We start from the raw sequence: 15,361 nt of genomic DNA on the forward strand, positions 1-15,361 counted from the left end.
GCCCGTCCAACTGATGCTCGCACTCGTCGTCGCTGCTTTTCACACCGCAGCGCCGGCAGTCAATGGCGCGCTGCCGGGTGGAAATGGGACCAAGAACGCGTCCATGGGGGGCGCCTCGATCGCGCTGCCGCTCGACGCCGTGGCCGCGGCGAACAATCCCGCCGGCATTGCGTTCGTGCCGTCGTCCACGACGCTTGACCTGCAGGTGTTCAGCGGACACTCTTCGGCGAACTATGTCCTGCCGGGCAACCACCTCGAGAACCGCCAGAAACAGGTGGCCCCCAATGGAGGCCTGATCTGGCATTCGACCCCCGAGCTCACCCTCGGGATCAGCATGTCGGGCGCCGGTGCGGGTTCCGACTACGGTCAGTCCGCCCTACCGGTCCCCGGTGCGGGAACGGCAAAGACAACGCTTCGCGTCGCCGAATTCATTCCCGCGATGGCCTGGAAGCCCACGCCTGCACTGGCACTTGGCCTGGGCCTCACGCTGGCCTGGCAGCAATTTGATGCAGATGGCGTGATCGTGCCCGCTTCCGTGCCTGGCGGCTTGCTGCCGATTCCCGGTCACGGCAATCAGACGGCGACCGGCGTTGGCGTTCGAGGCGGCTTGCTATGGAAGCCCACCTCGGACTGGTCGCTCGGCATGAACCTAAAGTCCCGCGCGCGCATGGGCCGGCTCGACGGCTACGACCGCGACCTGCTGGCCTACAGCGATGGTCGCCTCGACGTCCCTGGACAGTACGGCATCGGCGTTGCATGGCAGCCCATCGAACGGCTCACTCTGGCCGCCGATTGGCTGCGCATCCTGTGGGGCGACATCAAGGCGATGCAGGACCCGAACGGGTTCGGCTGGCGCAACCAGCCTGTTGTGCGTCTTGGCGCAGCGTGGGCCTTTGACGAGATCTGGACTTTGCGGGCTGGCTACAGCCACAACCGCGGCCAGATCGACGCTTCGCGCGCCGTACAGAACGTGCTCGTGCCTTCGATCAACGAGGAGGCCTATACCGCAGGCCTGAGCTGGCGCGTCGACCAGCACTCGGAACTGAACCTCGGTTACGAGCTGAATCCGCGCACCACGCTGACCGGCACCGGCCCCAGTGCAGGCACGTCCCTGACGAGCAAGGTCCAGATGCTCCTCCTCGGCTACCACTACACGTTCTGAAGGGAGACCCACCCGTGAAAGCATTCACCGCAGTGCTTCGGCAGCCCGAGTCGGCGCCGGAAAGCCGGCTGCCCGCCGATGTCCAACGACTGCCCCGGCCGCCCGCTCTCGGTCGCGCGATCGAGTTGGCCTTCTTGCGCTGGGAAAAGCGCCGGCTGGCGCCGACCGAACGCTTCTGGCGCGACTTCGGCTTTCACATCGTCAGTTCCACCCCGCAGCGTCTCATGGCACGAGGTGCAGGGTCCGCGCCCTGCATCGCGATCGCTGAAGCCGGTCGCCGAGATCGGTTCGTCGGCCCTGCGTTCCTCATGTCGGCCGATACCGATCTGCACCGCTATGTGGAGCTGATGGGCGCCCGCTGGCTGCCCGTCTGCCGCCTGCCCGCCGGCGGCCGAGGCGTGGAGCTGTGCGACCCGAGCGGCCGCAGTGTCTGGCTGCTGCAGGACCAGCGGCGTGTCGAGCCGCGGCCGCTGCGCGAAGCTGTCACACCGAGCACGAACACGGCCCAAGACAGGCCCCGCGTGAATCGCACCGTGCGCACGCCCATCGAGCCGGCGCGCGTCGTGCGGCTCGGGCACGTGGTCCTGCAGACCATTGACTTCGCGCGCATGACCGAGTGGTACCTGAGTGTGCTGGGGCTGATTCCCACCGATGTGCAGTACCTCGCCGACGGCAGCCCCTGTCTTGCGTTCTGCCGTCTCGATCTGGGCAATCAGCCGGCCGACCACCACACGCTGGTGATCGTTGGCGGCATCGAGGAGAAGGTCGAACACAGTGCCTACGAGGTTCTGGACCTGGATGCGCTCGGACAGGGCCAGCAGGTGCTCAGCGCCCAGGGGCATCGGCACATGTGGGGCATCGGCCGCCACCTTCTCGGCAGCCAGCTTTTCGACTACTGGTCCGACCCCGACGGCTTCGAGTACGAGCATTACACGGACGGCGACGTCTTCACCTCGGCGTTCGAGACCGCCTACTCGCCGCTCGAATTCGGCGGAATCTGGGCCTGGGGCGCCGACGCGCCCGCCTCGATGAAGCCGAGAAAGAACCTCCAAACCCTTTTTCACGTGTTGAAGCTCGTGCGTCGCAAGGCTATTACCCCACAGCGACTGAAGCTCATGAGCGCGGCGCTCGACGCGCCCGCGCGCCCTTGGCTCTAACCCTCCCCGATCCAACCCATGTCACGCACAATCATTCGTTACGCCGAAGCCGGCAAGCCCCGCTGGGGTGTTCAGTTCGGGCGCCTCATCGCCCCCTTGCAAGTCGATGCGCCCAGCACCGGCGAGCTGCTCGCCGGCCACTGGGAGTTGCTTTGGGCCATTGAGGCTGCACAAGCGGTGGTGCCGCTCGAGCACGTCCAGCTTCTGCCGCCGGTGACTCGTCACCAGCAGTTCATCTGCCAGGGCGTCAACTATCGCAGCCATATCGCCGAATCGGGGCTGCGCGTCGAAGACTTCCCCTTCAACACGATCTTCACCAAGGCGCCTTCCAGCATCGTGGCGGCCGACGTGCCAGTGGTCCGCCCCGCGCATGTGCAGTTGCTTGACTATGAGATCGAGCTTGGCCTGGTGTTGCGCCATCCAGTGCCGGCCGGCACACAAGTCGGCCCTGACGACCTGCCCCGGTGGTTGGCAGGGGTGACGATCGTCAATGACCTTTCGGCACGTGACGTTCAATTGCCGCAGGGCCAGTTCTACAAAGGCAAAAGCTATCGAGGCTTCGGCCCGGTCGGACCGGGACTGGTGCTGCTGACGCCGCAGGAATGGGCGCGCTGGCCCGAGCTTCACATGCGCCTCGCTGTCAACGGCCAGACGCGGCAGGACGCCTATTGCGCCGAGATGATCCACGGACCCGCGGCCACGGTCACCGAGCTTGCGGCGCTGCAGGACCTGCTTCCCGGCGACCTGATCGCCACAGGCACGCCGGCGGGCTGCGCGGCGCGCGCCCCCGGCAAGGCCGCCATGTTCGTTGCCAGGCATCTGCTCAGCGACGCCGGCAAGTGGCAGATGTTTATCCGCAAGGGCCGGGCCAACCCTGCCTACCTGCGCCCGGGCGACCACATGAACGCGTCGATCCGCACCGACGACGGCGCCATCGACCTGGGCGAACAGACGACCTCCATCACCGCGCCATGAACACGCACTCCTCCAAAATCACCGTGCCGCCGCTCGACACCGACATTCTCCTGGTCGGGCTCGGCCCGGTCGGCGCGGCGCTGGCCAATCTGCTCGGCCGCTACGGCGTGCGCGTGCTGGCCATCGACAAGGCGACCGCCATCTTCGAGAAGCCGCGCGCGATCGCGCTCGACAACGAGGCGCTGCGCATACTTCAACTGGCTGGAGTGCGCGACGGCGAGTTCGAAACTGTCGCCATCCCGCACGTGCAGTACCACTCGCCGCTGTTCGGCCGCTTTGCCCGCATCAACAGCGCCGGCATCGTCGACGGTCACCCCGCGCTCGTCACGTTTTACCAGCCGGAGCTCGAGCGCTTGCTGCGCGAGAAGCTTGCGCAATACCCAGGCATCGAGGTGCGGCTCGGCTGCGAACTCGCGGCCTTCGTGGACGACGGCCGGTCTATCAAAGCCCGCCTGGAGGACGCGGACGGCAATGAGACCTATGTCCGTGCGCGCTACCTCGTCGGCACCGACGGCGCAAGTTCACTGGTGCGGCGCACTTTGGGGCTGGACTTCGAAGGCCAGAGCTTCCATCAAGACTGGCTTATCGTCGATGCGCTCGACGTGCCGGATCCGATCGATCATGTCGAGTTCACCTGCGACCCGCGGCGCCCGACGCCGCGCATGGTGGCTCCCGGTGGACGGCAACGCTGGGAGTTCATGCTTCGCCCCGGAGAGCGGCCGGAAGAGATGGAGCGGCCGGAATCGGTGCGGCAGCTGCTCGCGCCATGGTGCGACAGCCAGCGCATCCGGATCGAACGCACGGCGGTCTACCGCTTCCATGCGCGCGAGGCGAAGCGCTTCTCCAAGGGTCGCTGCTTCCTCGCCGGCGATGCTGCGCACATCACGCCGCCTTTCGCCGGCCAGGGCTTGGTCGCCGGACTGCGAGACGCGGCCAATCTGGCCTGGAAGCTTGCCTGGGTCGTGCAGGGACTGGCAAACGAGCGCGTGCTGGACAGCTACGACACCGAACGACGACCCCATGCAAGGAAGATCATTCGTCTGGCGCGCATGCTGGGCGCGATCGTGATGCCGCAACACCGCAGCGTCGCGTTCGCCGTGCACGGGCTCATGAGCCTCCTGCGACTGCTGCCGGCTGGCCGGGCGCTGTTCGAGGACATGAAGGTCAAGCCGCAGAATACCTTCGACCAGGGCTTGTTCTGGCGCCTGCGCGGCAGCGAGCGTCTACGTGCAGGGTCCATGCTGCCGCAAGGCTGGGTTCGGCCAGCCACCGGCGGCGGACCGGTCCTCAGCGACGACGCGCTGGGACTGCAATGGGCGCTGATCGGCTTTGGCGTGGACCTGTCGGGCAGGCTGCCGGCTGAACTGCTGCAGTGCTGGCAAGCGGCGGGCGGACGGGTGTGGCAGTGGTGCCAGCGATCGCAAGCGCAGCATCTCGCACCGCCCTCGCAGCGGCTGGAGGCGCTGGACGAGGCCCTGCTGCCACACCGGGCTCCAATCGGCTGGGTCGCGATCGTCAGGCCCGACCGTTGCGTTCTGGCGGAAGGGCCGGCATCGGCGGCCGAGACGTTGCTGCGGCGAGCGCTCGAGCTCGTAGCGCCGCCGGCGTCGTCCCCTGCGGCGACACGGCCGACAGCCGGCTACCCCATCCAGGAGGTCCAGCATGCGGCGTGAACTGGTTTGCACCGAGGCCGGCACGCCGCCGCGCCTGACAGTGCGCAGCGTCGAGTTGCCCCATCCCGGCACAGGCCACGTGCTGGTGCGAGCACAGGCCACTACGGTGAACCCGATCGACGCAAAGCGCGCGGCCGGGTACGGGCGGCGGCTGCTAGGGCTCAAGGGCGCGGCGCGCTTTCCACTCGCGCTCGGCAACGACGTCGCGGGCGTTGTCGAAGCCATAGGCGCTGGTGTGACCCGCTTCACGCGTGGGCAACGCGTGTTCGGTCTGCTCGGTACCGGCCGGGCGGGATCCGCGCATGCGTCGCATGTCGTCGTGCCGCAGGACCTCTTGCTGGCCGCACCGCACGACGCGGATCCGACCGCGCTCGCGGTGCTGCCCTATTCGTTCACCACCATGTGGCTCGCGCTGCGCTCGGCGGGAATCACGCCTTCGAGCGCGAAGGGGGCCCGCGTGCTGATCCACGGCGCTAGCGGTGGCCTGGGGCGATTGGCCATGCAGGTGCTTCGTCCCTGGGGCAGCGAGATCACCGCGATCTGCGGCAGCGGCCAACGGCAAGCCAGCCTGGACCTCGGTGCCCAGGTGGCTGTGGAGCGCGGCCCTGGCTGCATCGAGTCACTGCGGTCGGATTTCGACGTGGTGCTGAACTTTGCGAACTGGGACGACGATGCTCGTCTCGCGTCCTGCCTTGGCACGTCGGCGATGGGGCAGGCGACCACGGTGCACCCTCTGCTTGCGAACTTCGACCGGCTGGGATGGATACGCGGGGCATGGGCCAGCCGCCGGGACTACCGCCACGTCCGCTCCATCGTCGCTTCGCGCGCACCGAAGGCCAGCTACGTATGGACCATTTTCAAGACCGACCGCGGTGCCCTCGAGGCGCTCGCCGAGGGCGTTGAATCCGGAAGGCTCGCGCTGCCGATCGGCATCGCCGTACCCTTCGACAACGCCATCGCCGCATTCGACCATGTGTCGGCCGGCCAGCCCGGCCGAGCGGTTCTGCTGCCGTGACGACATTTTGAGATCGGTGAAAGTATGCCCGGAATCGCCTCCATTGCAGACGTGATTGCTCTTGAAAGCAAACACGACGGTGTGCTGCCGAACAGCACCTACGAAATGATCGGCGCCGCAGCGCGCGCCCACCCGCTCGCGCCGGCCCTGTCGTTCTTCCTGCGTGTCGAAGATCATGCGCGGCCGGAAGTCTGGAACTACGAGACACTGTTCGCCAGAATCACGGCGACCGCCAACTTCCTCCACGAACTGGGCGTCGGCCCCGGTGATGTCGTCGCCTTCGCGCTGCCCAATCTGCCGCAAACCCATCTCGCAGTCTGGGGCGGCCAAGCCGCCGGGATCGCCTTCGCCATCAACCCGATGCTAGAGCCCGCCGCCATCGTCGAACTGCTGAACGCCGGGGAAGTGAAGGTACTGATCACGCTGGCACCGTTTCCAGGTATCGACCTGTGGACGAAGCTGCAGCCGCTCCTCGACCGTGTCCCCAGCCTTGAACACGTCGCGTTGGTCGACCTCTCAGGTCAGCCTCCCGGCCTCGCAGGCCTCTCGACGACCGAGTCGAAGGGTCGCTTCAGCGTTTGCGACTTCGCAGAAGGGCTGGGGCGGCAGTCGGTGGACCGCCTCGTCAGCGGGCGCGTGATCCGCCCTGGAGACCGGTCCTCCTACTTCTGCACCGGCGGTACCACCGGCGCGCCCAAGATCGCGATGCGCACCCATGCGAACGAGGTAGCCAATACCTGGAGCATCGGACAGTTCCTCGGCGACTGCATTGCAGTGGGAAAGACTCTCTTCTGCGGACTACCTCTGTTCCACGTCAACGGCGTCTTGGTGACCGGCCTGTTGCCGTTCTCTCGCGGCGCACACGTCATCATTGGCACGCCTGCGGGCTATCGCGGCGAGGGCGTCATCAAGCGCTTCTGGGAGCTGGTCGAACACCACCGCATCAACTTTTTCAGTGGGGTTCCGACGGTCTATGCAGCACTGATGCAGCAGCCGACACAAGGTCGCGACCTCAGTTCGCTGGAATTCGGGCTTTGCGGTGCCGCGCCGATGCCTGTGGAACTGATGCGCGCCTTCCAGGAAAGCACGGGACTGAGGATCCTCGAGGGATACGGGCTGACCGAGGGAACCTGCGTCAGCACCTGCAACCCTCCGCTGGGCGCGCGGCCTCACGGGTCGATCGGTCTGCGCGTGCCTTTGCAGGCCATGAAAGCCATCGTGCTTGACGACGCGGGGGCCTACGTGCGTGACTGCGGGGTCGGTGAGGCCGGCGTACTGGCGATTAGCGGCCCAAATTCATTTGTGGGCTATCGCGACCCCCAGCACGGCAAAGGGCTCTGGCTGGATCTCGCTGATGGCCTGCAATGGATGAATACCGGCGACCTCGGCCGACAGGACGCGGAAGGCTACTTCTATCTGACCGGTCGAAAGAAGGAACTCATCATTCGTGGTGGCCACAACATAGACCCGGCCAGCATCGAGGAGCCGCTGCATCGACATCCGGCCGTGCAACTCGCCGCCGCGATCGGCTGCCCCGATGCGCACGCGGGCGAACTGCCGGTTGCGTATGTGCTGCTCAAGCCCGGCGCACAGGCGACAGAGGACGAGTTGCTGTCCTTCGCCAGGGACCAGATCACCGAACGCGCAGCGATCCCGAAGGCAATCAGGTTGGTGACGGCAATGCCTCTGACTGGCGTCGGCAAGATCTTCAAGCCTGAGCTCAGGCGGCGCGAGATCAGGGATGCGCTGCGCACGGCGCTGCATGATGCAGGCGCCCCGACATCTCGGCTCGAAGTGAACTATGACCCGCGCCTCGGAATTCAGATTCAAGTCATCGTGGCGCGCATAGCCACGGCCGGCATCGCCCGCAAGATACTCAGCCAGTATCCGTTCCCCTTCGGGGTGTCTTAGATAGGCCGCGATCGATGATGATGCTCGAACGACGACCGTTTTCAGGGGGTCGGAACGTCCCCTATGGAGCATGGGCGTATGCCCGCCTTGGGCCCTGAACGCCATTTCGCGACATTCGGAAGCAGCCGCTCACGCGCGATTTCGCCCTAATAGTCCATTTCCGCCCACGATCGCCGGGCGCAAGACCTTTCTGGAACGCGTCGCGAAGCTGCGGAGGCTTTGTGACCGCAGCACGGCTCGCCGCCAACAATTCCTCGTCGTGCCGGATCCCGCGGGCGTGCCTAGCTTGTGTTCTGGGGGCGCCCCCCGCGGCGCGGAGCAGAATTGGGAGGTCTCGTCGAAACCAAAGGGGCTCAAGGCGCCGCTGGCGGGCCGGCGGGTCTTCTTGATCAAACCGGGGGACCACCATGCATGACAGCGACCCTGAGGGCAAGCGCCTTCCCATCAAGCTCGACAGCACCTCGAATGGCGAGTTCGCACCGGTGTCGCTCTGGCCGGCGAACATCGAAGCTAACCGCCTCGCACACGAGGCCGCGGCAACCAACGCGAAGCGGCTGGGATGCTCGAAGCGAGCGTTCCTGACCTCATCATGTGGCGCAGCCAGCACGCTGCTGGCCTTCAACGCGGCCAACGTCGCGGCCGGAAGGACCGGCGGCTTCTTCGAGCTGCCCCGCGACGCTATGCTGGATATGCAGCTCGCGCGCGCGCAGGTCGGCCCCGCCAGGCAGGAGTTCATCCTCGACGTCCAGGGGCATTTCATCGACACGCCGAAAGGCAATTCGAAGAGCGCGGAGGTCTTCCTCAAGGACGTGTTCATGGACAGCGACACCGACGTGATGGTGCTGTCCTTCGTGCCCTCCGCTCGGGACGCCGAACCGGTCACGATCCAGGCCGCCGACGAGGTCCGCAGGCTGGTCGACAAGCTCGAGGGAACGCACCGGCTGCTGCTGCATGGACGCGTCAATCCGAACCAGCCCGGAGACCTCGAGAGCATGGACGAGCTGCACGAGAAGTGGGGCATCAGCGCCTGGAAGACCTACACGCAGTATGGACCGAACGGCAATGGCTACTTCCTGCACGACGACGTCGGCATCCGGTTCATCGAGAAGGCTCGCGCGCTGGGCGTCAAGAACATCTGCATCCACAAGGGGCTGCCGTTCGGAGCACGGTCCTATGAACACAGCCAGTGCAGCGACATCGGCGTCGTTGCCAAGCGTTACCCGGACGTGAACTTCCTGATCTATCACTCGGGCTTCGTCAGCACGGTGGCCGAAAAGGCCTACGACGCGAGCGGCAAGAGCGACGGCATCGACACGCTGATTACGTCTTTGCGCACACACCAGGTCAAGCCGAACAGCAACGTCTATGCGGAGCTGGGCAGCACGTGGCGCTTCCTGATGCGTGACCCCGAACAGGCGGCTCACGCCCTGGGGAAACTGATCCTCGCGTGCGGCGAGAACAACGTGCTGTGGGGCACGGACTCGATCTGGTACGGCTCACCGCAGGACCAGATCCAAGCCTTCCGCACGTTCCAGATCTCGGCGGAACTGCGCGAACGGCATAGCTATCCCGAGATGACGCCTACGCTGCGGGCCAAGATATTCGGTCTCAACGCCGCGAACGTATACGGCTTGAGGCCGGCGGAAGTGAAGCGATACACCGACCGCGACTCGGTCGCCCGAAAGCGCATGGCCTACCTGGAGAAACCCGATCCTCACTTCAGGACCTACGGGCCAAAGACGCGACGCGAGTTCCTCAGGATGGTCGATCCCGCTGGCTGAGCAGCGCAGGTAAGACTGTTGGCGGAAGACACTCTCACCCGGCACGTCTCAACGACTGGTTTCCGCTCGAACCGTCGTTCGACCCGCGCGAGTGGCCGCAATCAGTCTGATCCGGTACCTGGGACGGCTGACGACGTCCTGAGCAGATTCGGACCTTGTTGACGTGAGCGCCGCCCCTGCGCGCCAGACCTGGAGAAATGGCGTCATGACCCTACTGACCTCAGTCTGTTTCCTTCAGGATCTAATGGACAACCGCCTTGGAGGAACGAATATGTCCGGATCGAGCACGCCCAGCGCGCTCGGCATATCGAGCGGCTTCGCTGGGCTGGACCTGGCCCCGCTGACTGTCTTGGGGGTGGTTTTCTGGGCTTTGTTGGGCGGCGACTTTCGCCGTCGGGTAGGTGCTGCATTGATGGGCGCGGGTGTGGCTTGCTCGATGGGCTGCACCGTGGGGCATGGCCTGTATGCCCTTTCAGCCGCGAGCGCCATCGAGTTGCGACAAAGGGTCTCCAATTCCCAGCAGCGCGTCGCAGATGACCTGAGAAAAGCCAATGAGGACAATGTCCAGCTTCGTCGCAGCATGCTCGATCTTTCCAACCAGATGGAGGCATTGCGCAACGAAGTGGCGATCGTGCGCGGACAAAACGAGGGGCTGGCCCATGGCATGGCCGAAATGCAGCGAAGCCAGACGGACACGGAACAGAGTGCTGGCGAGCGCAATGTTGAGTCGACAATGGTCTTGGTGGATGGCCAGCGGTTTGTCGTCGGGCCGGCCGAGAAGCATGAGTTTGAAGCGGCGCTTTCCACCCTTCGCGAAGGCGACATTGCTCAAGCACAAGATGGCCTTGTGGCTTTCCTCAATCATTACCCGCAAAGCAGATACAAGCCTTCTGCGCTGTTCTGGCTGGGCAGTGTCCAGTACGCCCTGCAAAACTACTTGGATGCTGAAGTCAATTTCCGGGCGCTGGTGACGGCCGAGCCCAGCCATCTGCGCGCACCCGACGCGCTGTTGTCTGTGGCCGATTGCCAAGTAGAACTCATGAATGTCAAAGCGGCCCGCCGGACGCTTCAAGACGTCGTAGAGGCGTATCCAGAATCCGAAGCGGCTGACGTGGCCGAGGAGCGCCTTACCAAGCTCCAATGAGCCGGGTAGGGGTTGAGCCAAGGGCGAACGAGGCGCCCGGGGCGTGGAGCCGGGTTCATGTTGATGATTTGCCGGTGGTGGGAGGATGCATACACGGCAGCGTGTTTGAGCTTGGCGCGATTCATCCCATGTGTCGGGGCGCGCGGGGTCGAGGGGCGACCAGCCGGACCCGACAGCCTGGTGCGTTGGCGAAGGCTGGTGGCTTTCGACCGCCGCCCCAACGGCATAAGCCGGCCAACTCCGGAAATTCCTCGCGTCCCAGTCAATGTCCGCTCCGAGCAGAAGCAGACGTAGCGGTTCTGGCGCAAACCAAACTTCAAGCCCCGCCCGCGCTTCCTGCGATCTACAGAGCTGCCAACACTGCCGCGAATCGTCACGTGGGTCTCGTCGATGGCCACGACCGGCCAACCGGTCTGGCGAATCGGCTCCATCGACCTCAAGTCGCTGGCCCGCGGTTTCGAAAACCCTGCGCCAACCGCAAACTCAACGGGGCGGGTTGACGACGACGTAGTTGACCTGGGTTCCGACATACTGCGGTTGATACCAGGTGCCGTTGCAGTTCTGGTAGGTGACTCCATTGAGCGACGTGACGGTACACGAAGGCGGGAGGCTGTGGACGATCGCCCCCACCGTCGCGGCGGTCAGCGCGACGGCGGCCGTGGCCGCAGCCGCCGTCGCCACGGGATGGTAGTTGTCGACGACGACGGGTCGGCCCACCACGACCGCGGGGCCGCCCACCACGCCGACGTGGCGATTCACGTTCACGTTGCGATTGACATTCACGTTCTGGTTCACGTTCACGTTCCGGTTCGCAGAGACGTTCTGATTGACCGCCAGATTGCGGTTGGCGGCCATGCTGTGGTTGACCGAAGTTCGTGCGCCGCCCGCCCGGATCTCCCGCTGCGCATGCGCAGCGCCGCTGGAGAAGAGACAGCCAGCGGCCGCCAGTGCCAGCAGCAGACCGGAAAGCGAAATGGATGGGATCGCCGATGGATGATTCATGGTTAGGCCTCGCTTGACGAAGGGGTTTGAGGTCTGCGCGTGACGCCTCATCGCGTGCCGATCCGCGGACTTGTTGCGCCGCTGTCGAGCGTCTGGATCACGATCTGGCGCGCTCCCGCCGGCGGCCTGAACTCGAAGTCGGCAGACGTGACCTTCGGTGAGAGCTTCCAGCGCATCAGGACGGTGTGTTGCGGGTGCGCCGCCACGTCCGTGGTGCGGATCACGAGCTTGCGTGGCAACGGGATTGCGCTGCGCTCGACCCAGATCTGCCAATCCATGCCATCCTGGCGGATCGCGTAATGCTCGGTCAGACTGCCGTCGACCTCGGCATGGCCGAGGAAGTCGGCCGAGTGAACGCCGCGCTCGTCGAGCTTGTTCGAATCCCAGTAGAACAGGTCGGCGGCCGGCAGCTCGATACCGTAGCGATCAGCCAGGACGCGCACCAGTTCGGCCAGCGTGGGCGGAGCATCGACCGTCGTGAAGAACTGGGTCGCCGGGTCCCACAGACTCGCCTTTTGCCCGTTGTAGAAAAGGACCTTGCGGTCGCCACGGTCGTTGCGCATGTCGGCCCGAAGGGCGTCGGGCCGGCGTACCTTGAGGATCGCGGAGCGGCCCATCTGGGCCATCTGATCGTTGGCCAGCGGTTCGTCCGTCGTCGTGGACACCTGCAGCTCGAAGCTCTTCAGATGGCGCAGTGCGTCGCCCATGCGGTCGAGCGCTTGCAGGACGCCAGGGTCGATCGGGGCACGAGGGGAATCCGCTCGTGCGGCAGCGCCCGGCGCCTCCGAGGCGGGCTGCTGCGGCGACGTCGCAGTGCTCGCGACTGGCGCCGCCGAGGTGGCAGCGGGTTGCTGCGCACATCCGAACAGCAGCATGCACGCACAAGTCGTCGCCTTGAGCTGCCAACCGAGGAATCCGTTCATTCTCCGAGTCATCACGACCTCCTTTCGTTGTTTCTTGTCGCCAGGCGGCTGCTCCAGCACAGCAGCACGCCGAACACGATGCAATAGGCACTCAATGCCGCGCGCTTGTCCGCGTCGAGAAATCCGACGCCCACACCGAGGCCGAGCATCGCGGTGAGCGCGCAGGAAATGAGAGCCGGCCAGACCACCTCCCCGCTCTCGGCGGGCGTCTTGCCCCGCGGTCGCGCGCACCACACACAGGCCGCGCCGAGGATGCCGAAGGTCATGAGCCCCACACTCAGCAGCGAGAAGAAGAGCGCCGAACCGATCACCGAGGCTTCCATGCCGGGATTCCCGAGCAGCAGCGCGCCAATCAGTATTCGGACGATCGCATCGGCACACGCGAGCGCGAAGAGCCAGCGCGCCCGGGTCCAGATGAGCGTCGCCCCTACGAGGCCGAACAGGCCGTCGACCAGCGCGAAGATCCCGGCCCAGTTCGCCCCATGCATCGCCGTTGAGTTCGCGAAGCCAACCAGCGCGATCCCGAAAGCGAGATTGAAGATGCCGCGCCCAAGCAGGGCCAATGCGGGCGCGACGACTGAATTCTTGTTCACGCGAGCTTCCGTTACATGATGGGCAGCGTGAGGCTCACCGTCACGCCGTTGCCCTTGGGCCGGTTCTGCGCATCCATGTCGTGGACCCAGCGCGCCGAGAACGCTGCGGGCAGGGGCCCGATCTTTCCCGTCCAGGTCACGATCGGGCCCAGCCCGACCGAGCGACCCTTGAAGCCGTTGAGCTTTTCGGCTGTGGGACCCGAGTCGTTCCCGAGCTGCTCGATCCAGCCGCCCACCAAGCCCAGGCGCCATTGCGGCGCGACGGCCGTGGTCCACATCGCATCGATGCGGAAGACCGCGGCGTTCTTGTAGTCGGTGTCCGTGTTGCGCGTGTAGAAGTCGAACGCCGCCAGTGCGGTGAACTCGCCGCCGCCTTTGAGCAGATGGGTGTATGCGATGGTCGGCGAGAAGGTCCAGGTGTTCTGGCCGGCATTGGCGAGGCGGTTCGGATCGTAGGCGCCCGTGGGCGCATAGATCGGAAGCGAGAGAGCCATGTGCTCGGTCTCGCTGAAGTGGTAGCCGGCCACGATCGGGTTGATCAGAACGTCCGCGAACTGGGTGCCACTGTCGGTGTTCGACAAGCCCGGGCGCAGGGTGCTCGATGCGTCGATGGTGACCTTGGTGTACTGCACCGGCAAGCCGATGGCCGATGCGAAGTTCCATTGGCCAGGCCCCGTGTCCCAGACGTAGCTCAGGTTGGCGATGTTGTAGCTGACGCTGGCTTCCATGCCGGCGCTGACGACCCGCCCGATCGATACGCGCCGCGAGCCTTCGATGTCGCCGTTGAAATTGATGCTGGCAAGCGTGAGCGCGAGGCCCGGGGTCGGCGGCACGATGCCCGCGTTGGAGTTCACCTGCTGGCCCGTGATGGGCCGGCCCATCCCCCCTTCGGTTGCTGCCGCACCCAGCGGCACCAGCGCAACGCCCGCCCACAGGGCGCTGCACAGCAATCGATGCGTCATCCTCTTCCTTTCCTCGTCTCGCGAGGTCATCGCTGTCTTCTTGTTTTTCCCTGAACCATGCGACGAGTCTTGCGTGAGGGTTTTTCAGCGTCAACGCCAAAGGGACGGGATAGGTAGATTTCCGCCCGGAAATAGACCCTTTTACTAGTGCTCGCCACCCCTCGCGCCTCAGTAAGGTAGGCGCTTCCGCAACAGCGCAGTCCAGACCCGTCCCGTGGTGCATTCCAAAACTCCAACACAGCCGACCTTCACCGCCCTGCTGCTTGCCGCGGCATGCGGTGTCGCCTCCGCACAATCGAACGACGACATGAACGCGGCCAACAATCCGCTGACTCCGACGATCGGCCTGAACCTGCAGAACCAGTACAGCGGGCGCTACTACGGTCTCGGAGACGCGGACGGCAACGCCGCGCTGCTGCGCGGCACGCTGCCTCACAAGCTCTTCGGTGCACCCCAGATCGTGCGTGCGACGCTGCCTGTCGTCACTACACCCAACTCCGATCTGACCGGAGGCCGCCACACGGGCGTGGGCGACCTGAACCTGTTCGACGTCTTCCTGTTCCAGGCAGGTGGCATGCAACTCGGCGTCGGTCCGCAACTGACCATCCCCACCGCCAGCCGAGACGAGACAGGCACCGGCAAGTGGCAAGGAGGCTTTGCCGCCATCGCGATGGCGCCCCAACCATGGGGCCTGGTCGGCGGCCTGATGACCTGGCAGAAGTCCTTTGCCGGCGACAGCGACCGGCCGTCGCAGGACAACGCAACGCTGCAGCCTTTCGTGATCCGCAATCTTCCCGACGGGTGGTACATGCGCAGCAGCGCCACGTGGAACTTCAACCTGCGCAATGGCGACTATTCGATCCCGATCGGCGTGGGCGCCGGAAAAATCTGGAAGGGCAATGGCGTGACCTACAACCTGTTCGCCGAACCTCAGTGGACGGTCGCCCACCAGGGCGAAGGCCAACCCAAGTTCCAGGTGTTCTTCGGGCTGAATCTGCAGCTTCCTCTGTGAGCGGGACACGCCGCTACACAACTTGAATAACCAAACGAGTCCGAAGGCACC

General features: G+C 65.2%; 13 protein-coding genes. 9 read left to right on the top strand and 4 right to left on the bottom strand.

Annotated features, from left to right (window positions below; all coding sequences use genetic code 11):
• Window positions 1-13: 13 nt before the first annotated feature.
• The 8 genes from AB4Z46_RS16710 to ybgF all read left to right on the top strand — a co-directional run bounded on the left by AB4Z46_RS16710 (window position 14) and on the right by ybgF (window position 10,818).
• Entirely contained in the window at window positions 14-1,162 is a 1,149-nt protein-coding gene (locus AB4Z46_RS16710) for an OmpP1/FadL family transporter (RefSeq protein ID WP_442284633.1), read from the top strand.
• Window positions 1,163-1,176: 14 nt separating this feature from the next.
• A complete protein-coding gene (locus AB4Z46_RS16715; RefSeq protein WP_442284634.1) occupies window positions 1,177-2,319 on the top strand; it encodes a VOC family protein in 1,143 nt (380 codons plus the stop codon).
• Window positions 2,320-2,337: 18 nt separating this feature from the next.
• Entirely contained in the window at window positions 2,338-3,294 is a 957-nt protein-coding gene (locus AB4Z46_RS16720) for a fumarylacetoacetate hydrolase family protein (protein WP_442284635.1), read from the top strand.
• On the top strand, window positions 3,291-4,967 hold the full coding sequence (locus AB4Z46_RS16725; RefSeq protein WP_442284636.1) for a bifunctional 3-(3-hydroxy-phenyl)propionate/3-hydroxycinnamic acid hydroxylase: 1,677 nt from the start codon (window positions 3,291-3,293) through the stop codon (window positions 4,965-4,967). The genes AB4Z46_RS16720 and AB4Z46_RS16725 overlap by 4 nt, the downstream gene beginning before the upstream one ends.
• A complete protein-coding gene (locus AB4Z46_RS16730; RefSeq protein WP_442284637.1) occupies window positions 4,957-5,982 on the top strand; it encodes an alcohol dehydrogenase catalytic domain-containing protein in 1,026 nt (341 codons plus the stop codon). Before AB4Z46_RS16725 ends, AB4Z46_RS16730 begins: the two co-directional genes overlap by 11 nt.
• Window positions 5,983-6,006: 24 nt before the next feature.
• Complete coding sequence (locus AB4Z46_RS16735; RefSeq protein ID WP_442284638.1) at window positions 6,007-7,893, top strand: acyl-CoA synthetase; 1,887 nt, start codon at window positions 6,007-6,009, stop codon at window positions 7,891-7,893.
• Between the two features lie 407 nt (window positions 7,894-8,300).
• A complete protein-coding gene (locus AB4Z46_RS16740; RefSeq protein WP_442284639.1) occupies window positions 8,301-9,674 on the top strand; it encodes an amidohydrolase family protein in 1,374 nt (457 codons plus the stop codon).
• Between the two features lie 205 nt (window positions 9,675-9,879).
• Entirely contained in the window at window positions 9,880-10,818 is a 939-nt protein-coding gene (ybgF, locus tag AB4Z46_RS16745) for a tol-pal system protein YbgF (protein WP_442284640.1), read from the top strand.
• Window positions 10,819-11,301: 483 nt separating this feature from the next.
• Here the strand turns inward: ybgF and AB4Z46_RS16750 are convergent, their stop codons facing one another.
• Genes AB4Z46_RS16750 through AB4Z46_RS16765 form a run of 4 tightly spaced genes read right to left on the bottom strand, consistent with a single transcriptional unit; the run spans window position 11,302 to window position 14,298 of the window.
• On the bottom strand, window positions 11,302-11,820 hold the full coding sequence (locus tag AB4Z46_RS16750) for a hypothetical protein (protein WP_442284641.1): 519 nt from the start codon (window positions 11,818-11,820) through the stop codon (window positions 11,302-11,304).
• Between the two features lie 47 nt (window positions 11,821-11,867).
• Window positions 11,868-12,755 (bottom strand): DUF2092 domain-containing protein, encoded by an 888-nt coding sequence (locus AB4Z46_RS16755; RefSeq protein ID WP_442284642.1) that lies wholly within the window; start codon window positions 12,753-12,755, stop codon window positions 11,868-11,870.
• A complete protein-coding gene (locus tag AB4Z46_RS16760) occupies window positions 12,755-13,336 on the bottom strand; it encodes a hypothetical protein (RefSeq protein ID WP_442284643.1) in 582 nt (193 codons plus the stop codon). The genes AB4Z46_RS16755 and AB4Z46_RS16760 overlap by 1 nt, the downstream gene beginning before the upstream one ends.
• Before the next feature lie 11 nt (window positions 13,337-13,347).
• Window positions 13,348-14,298, bottom strand: a complete 951-nt coding sequence (locus AB4Z46_RS16765) for a SphA family protein (RefSeq protein ID WP_442284644.1) — start codon at window positions 14,296-14,298, stop codon at window positions 13,348-13,350.
• A 307-nt stretch (window positions 14,299-14,605) separates the two neighbouring features.
• Here AB4Z46_RS16765 and AB4Z46_RS16770 point away from each other — a divergent pair, with 307 nt between their 5' ends.
• Window positions 14,606-15,310 carry a hypothetical protein gene (locus AB4Z46_RS16770; protein WP_442284645.1) on the top strand — a complete coding sequence of 235 codons (705 nt, stop codon included), beginning with the start codon at window positions 14,606-14,608 and terminating at the stop codon, window positions 15,308-15,310.
• Window positions 15,311-15,361 lie beyond the last annotated feature (51 nt).

The organism is Variovorax sp. M-6, from assembly GCF_052114385.1.
GTDB lineage: Bacteria > Pseudomonadota > Gammaproteobacteria > Burkholderiales > Burkholderiaceae_C > Variovorax.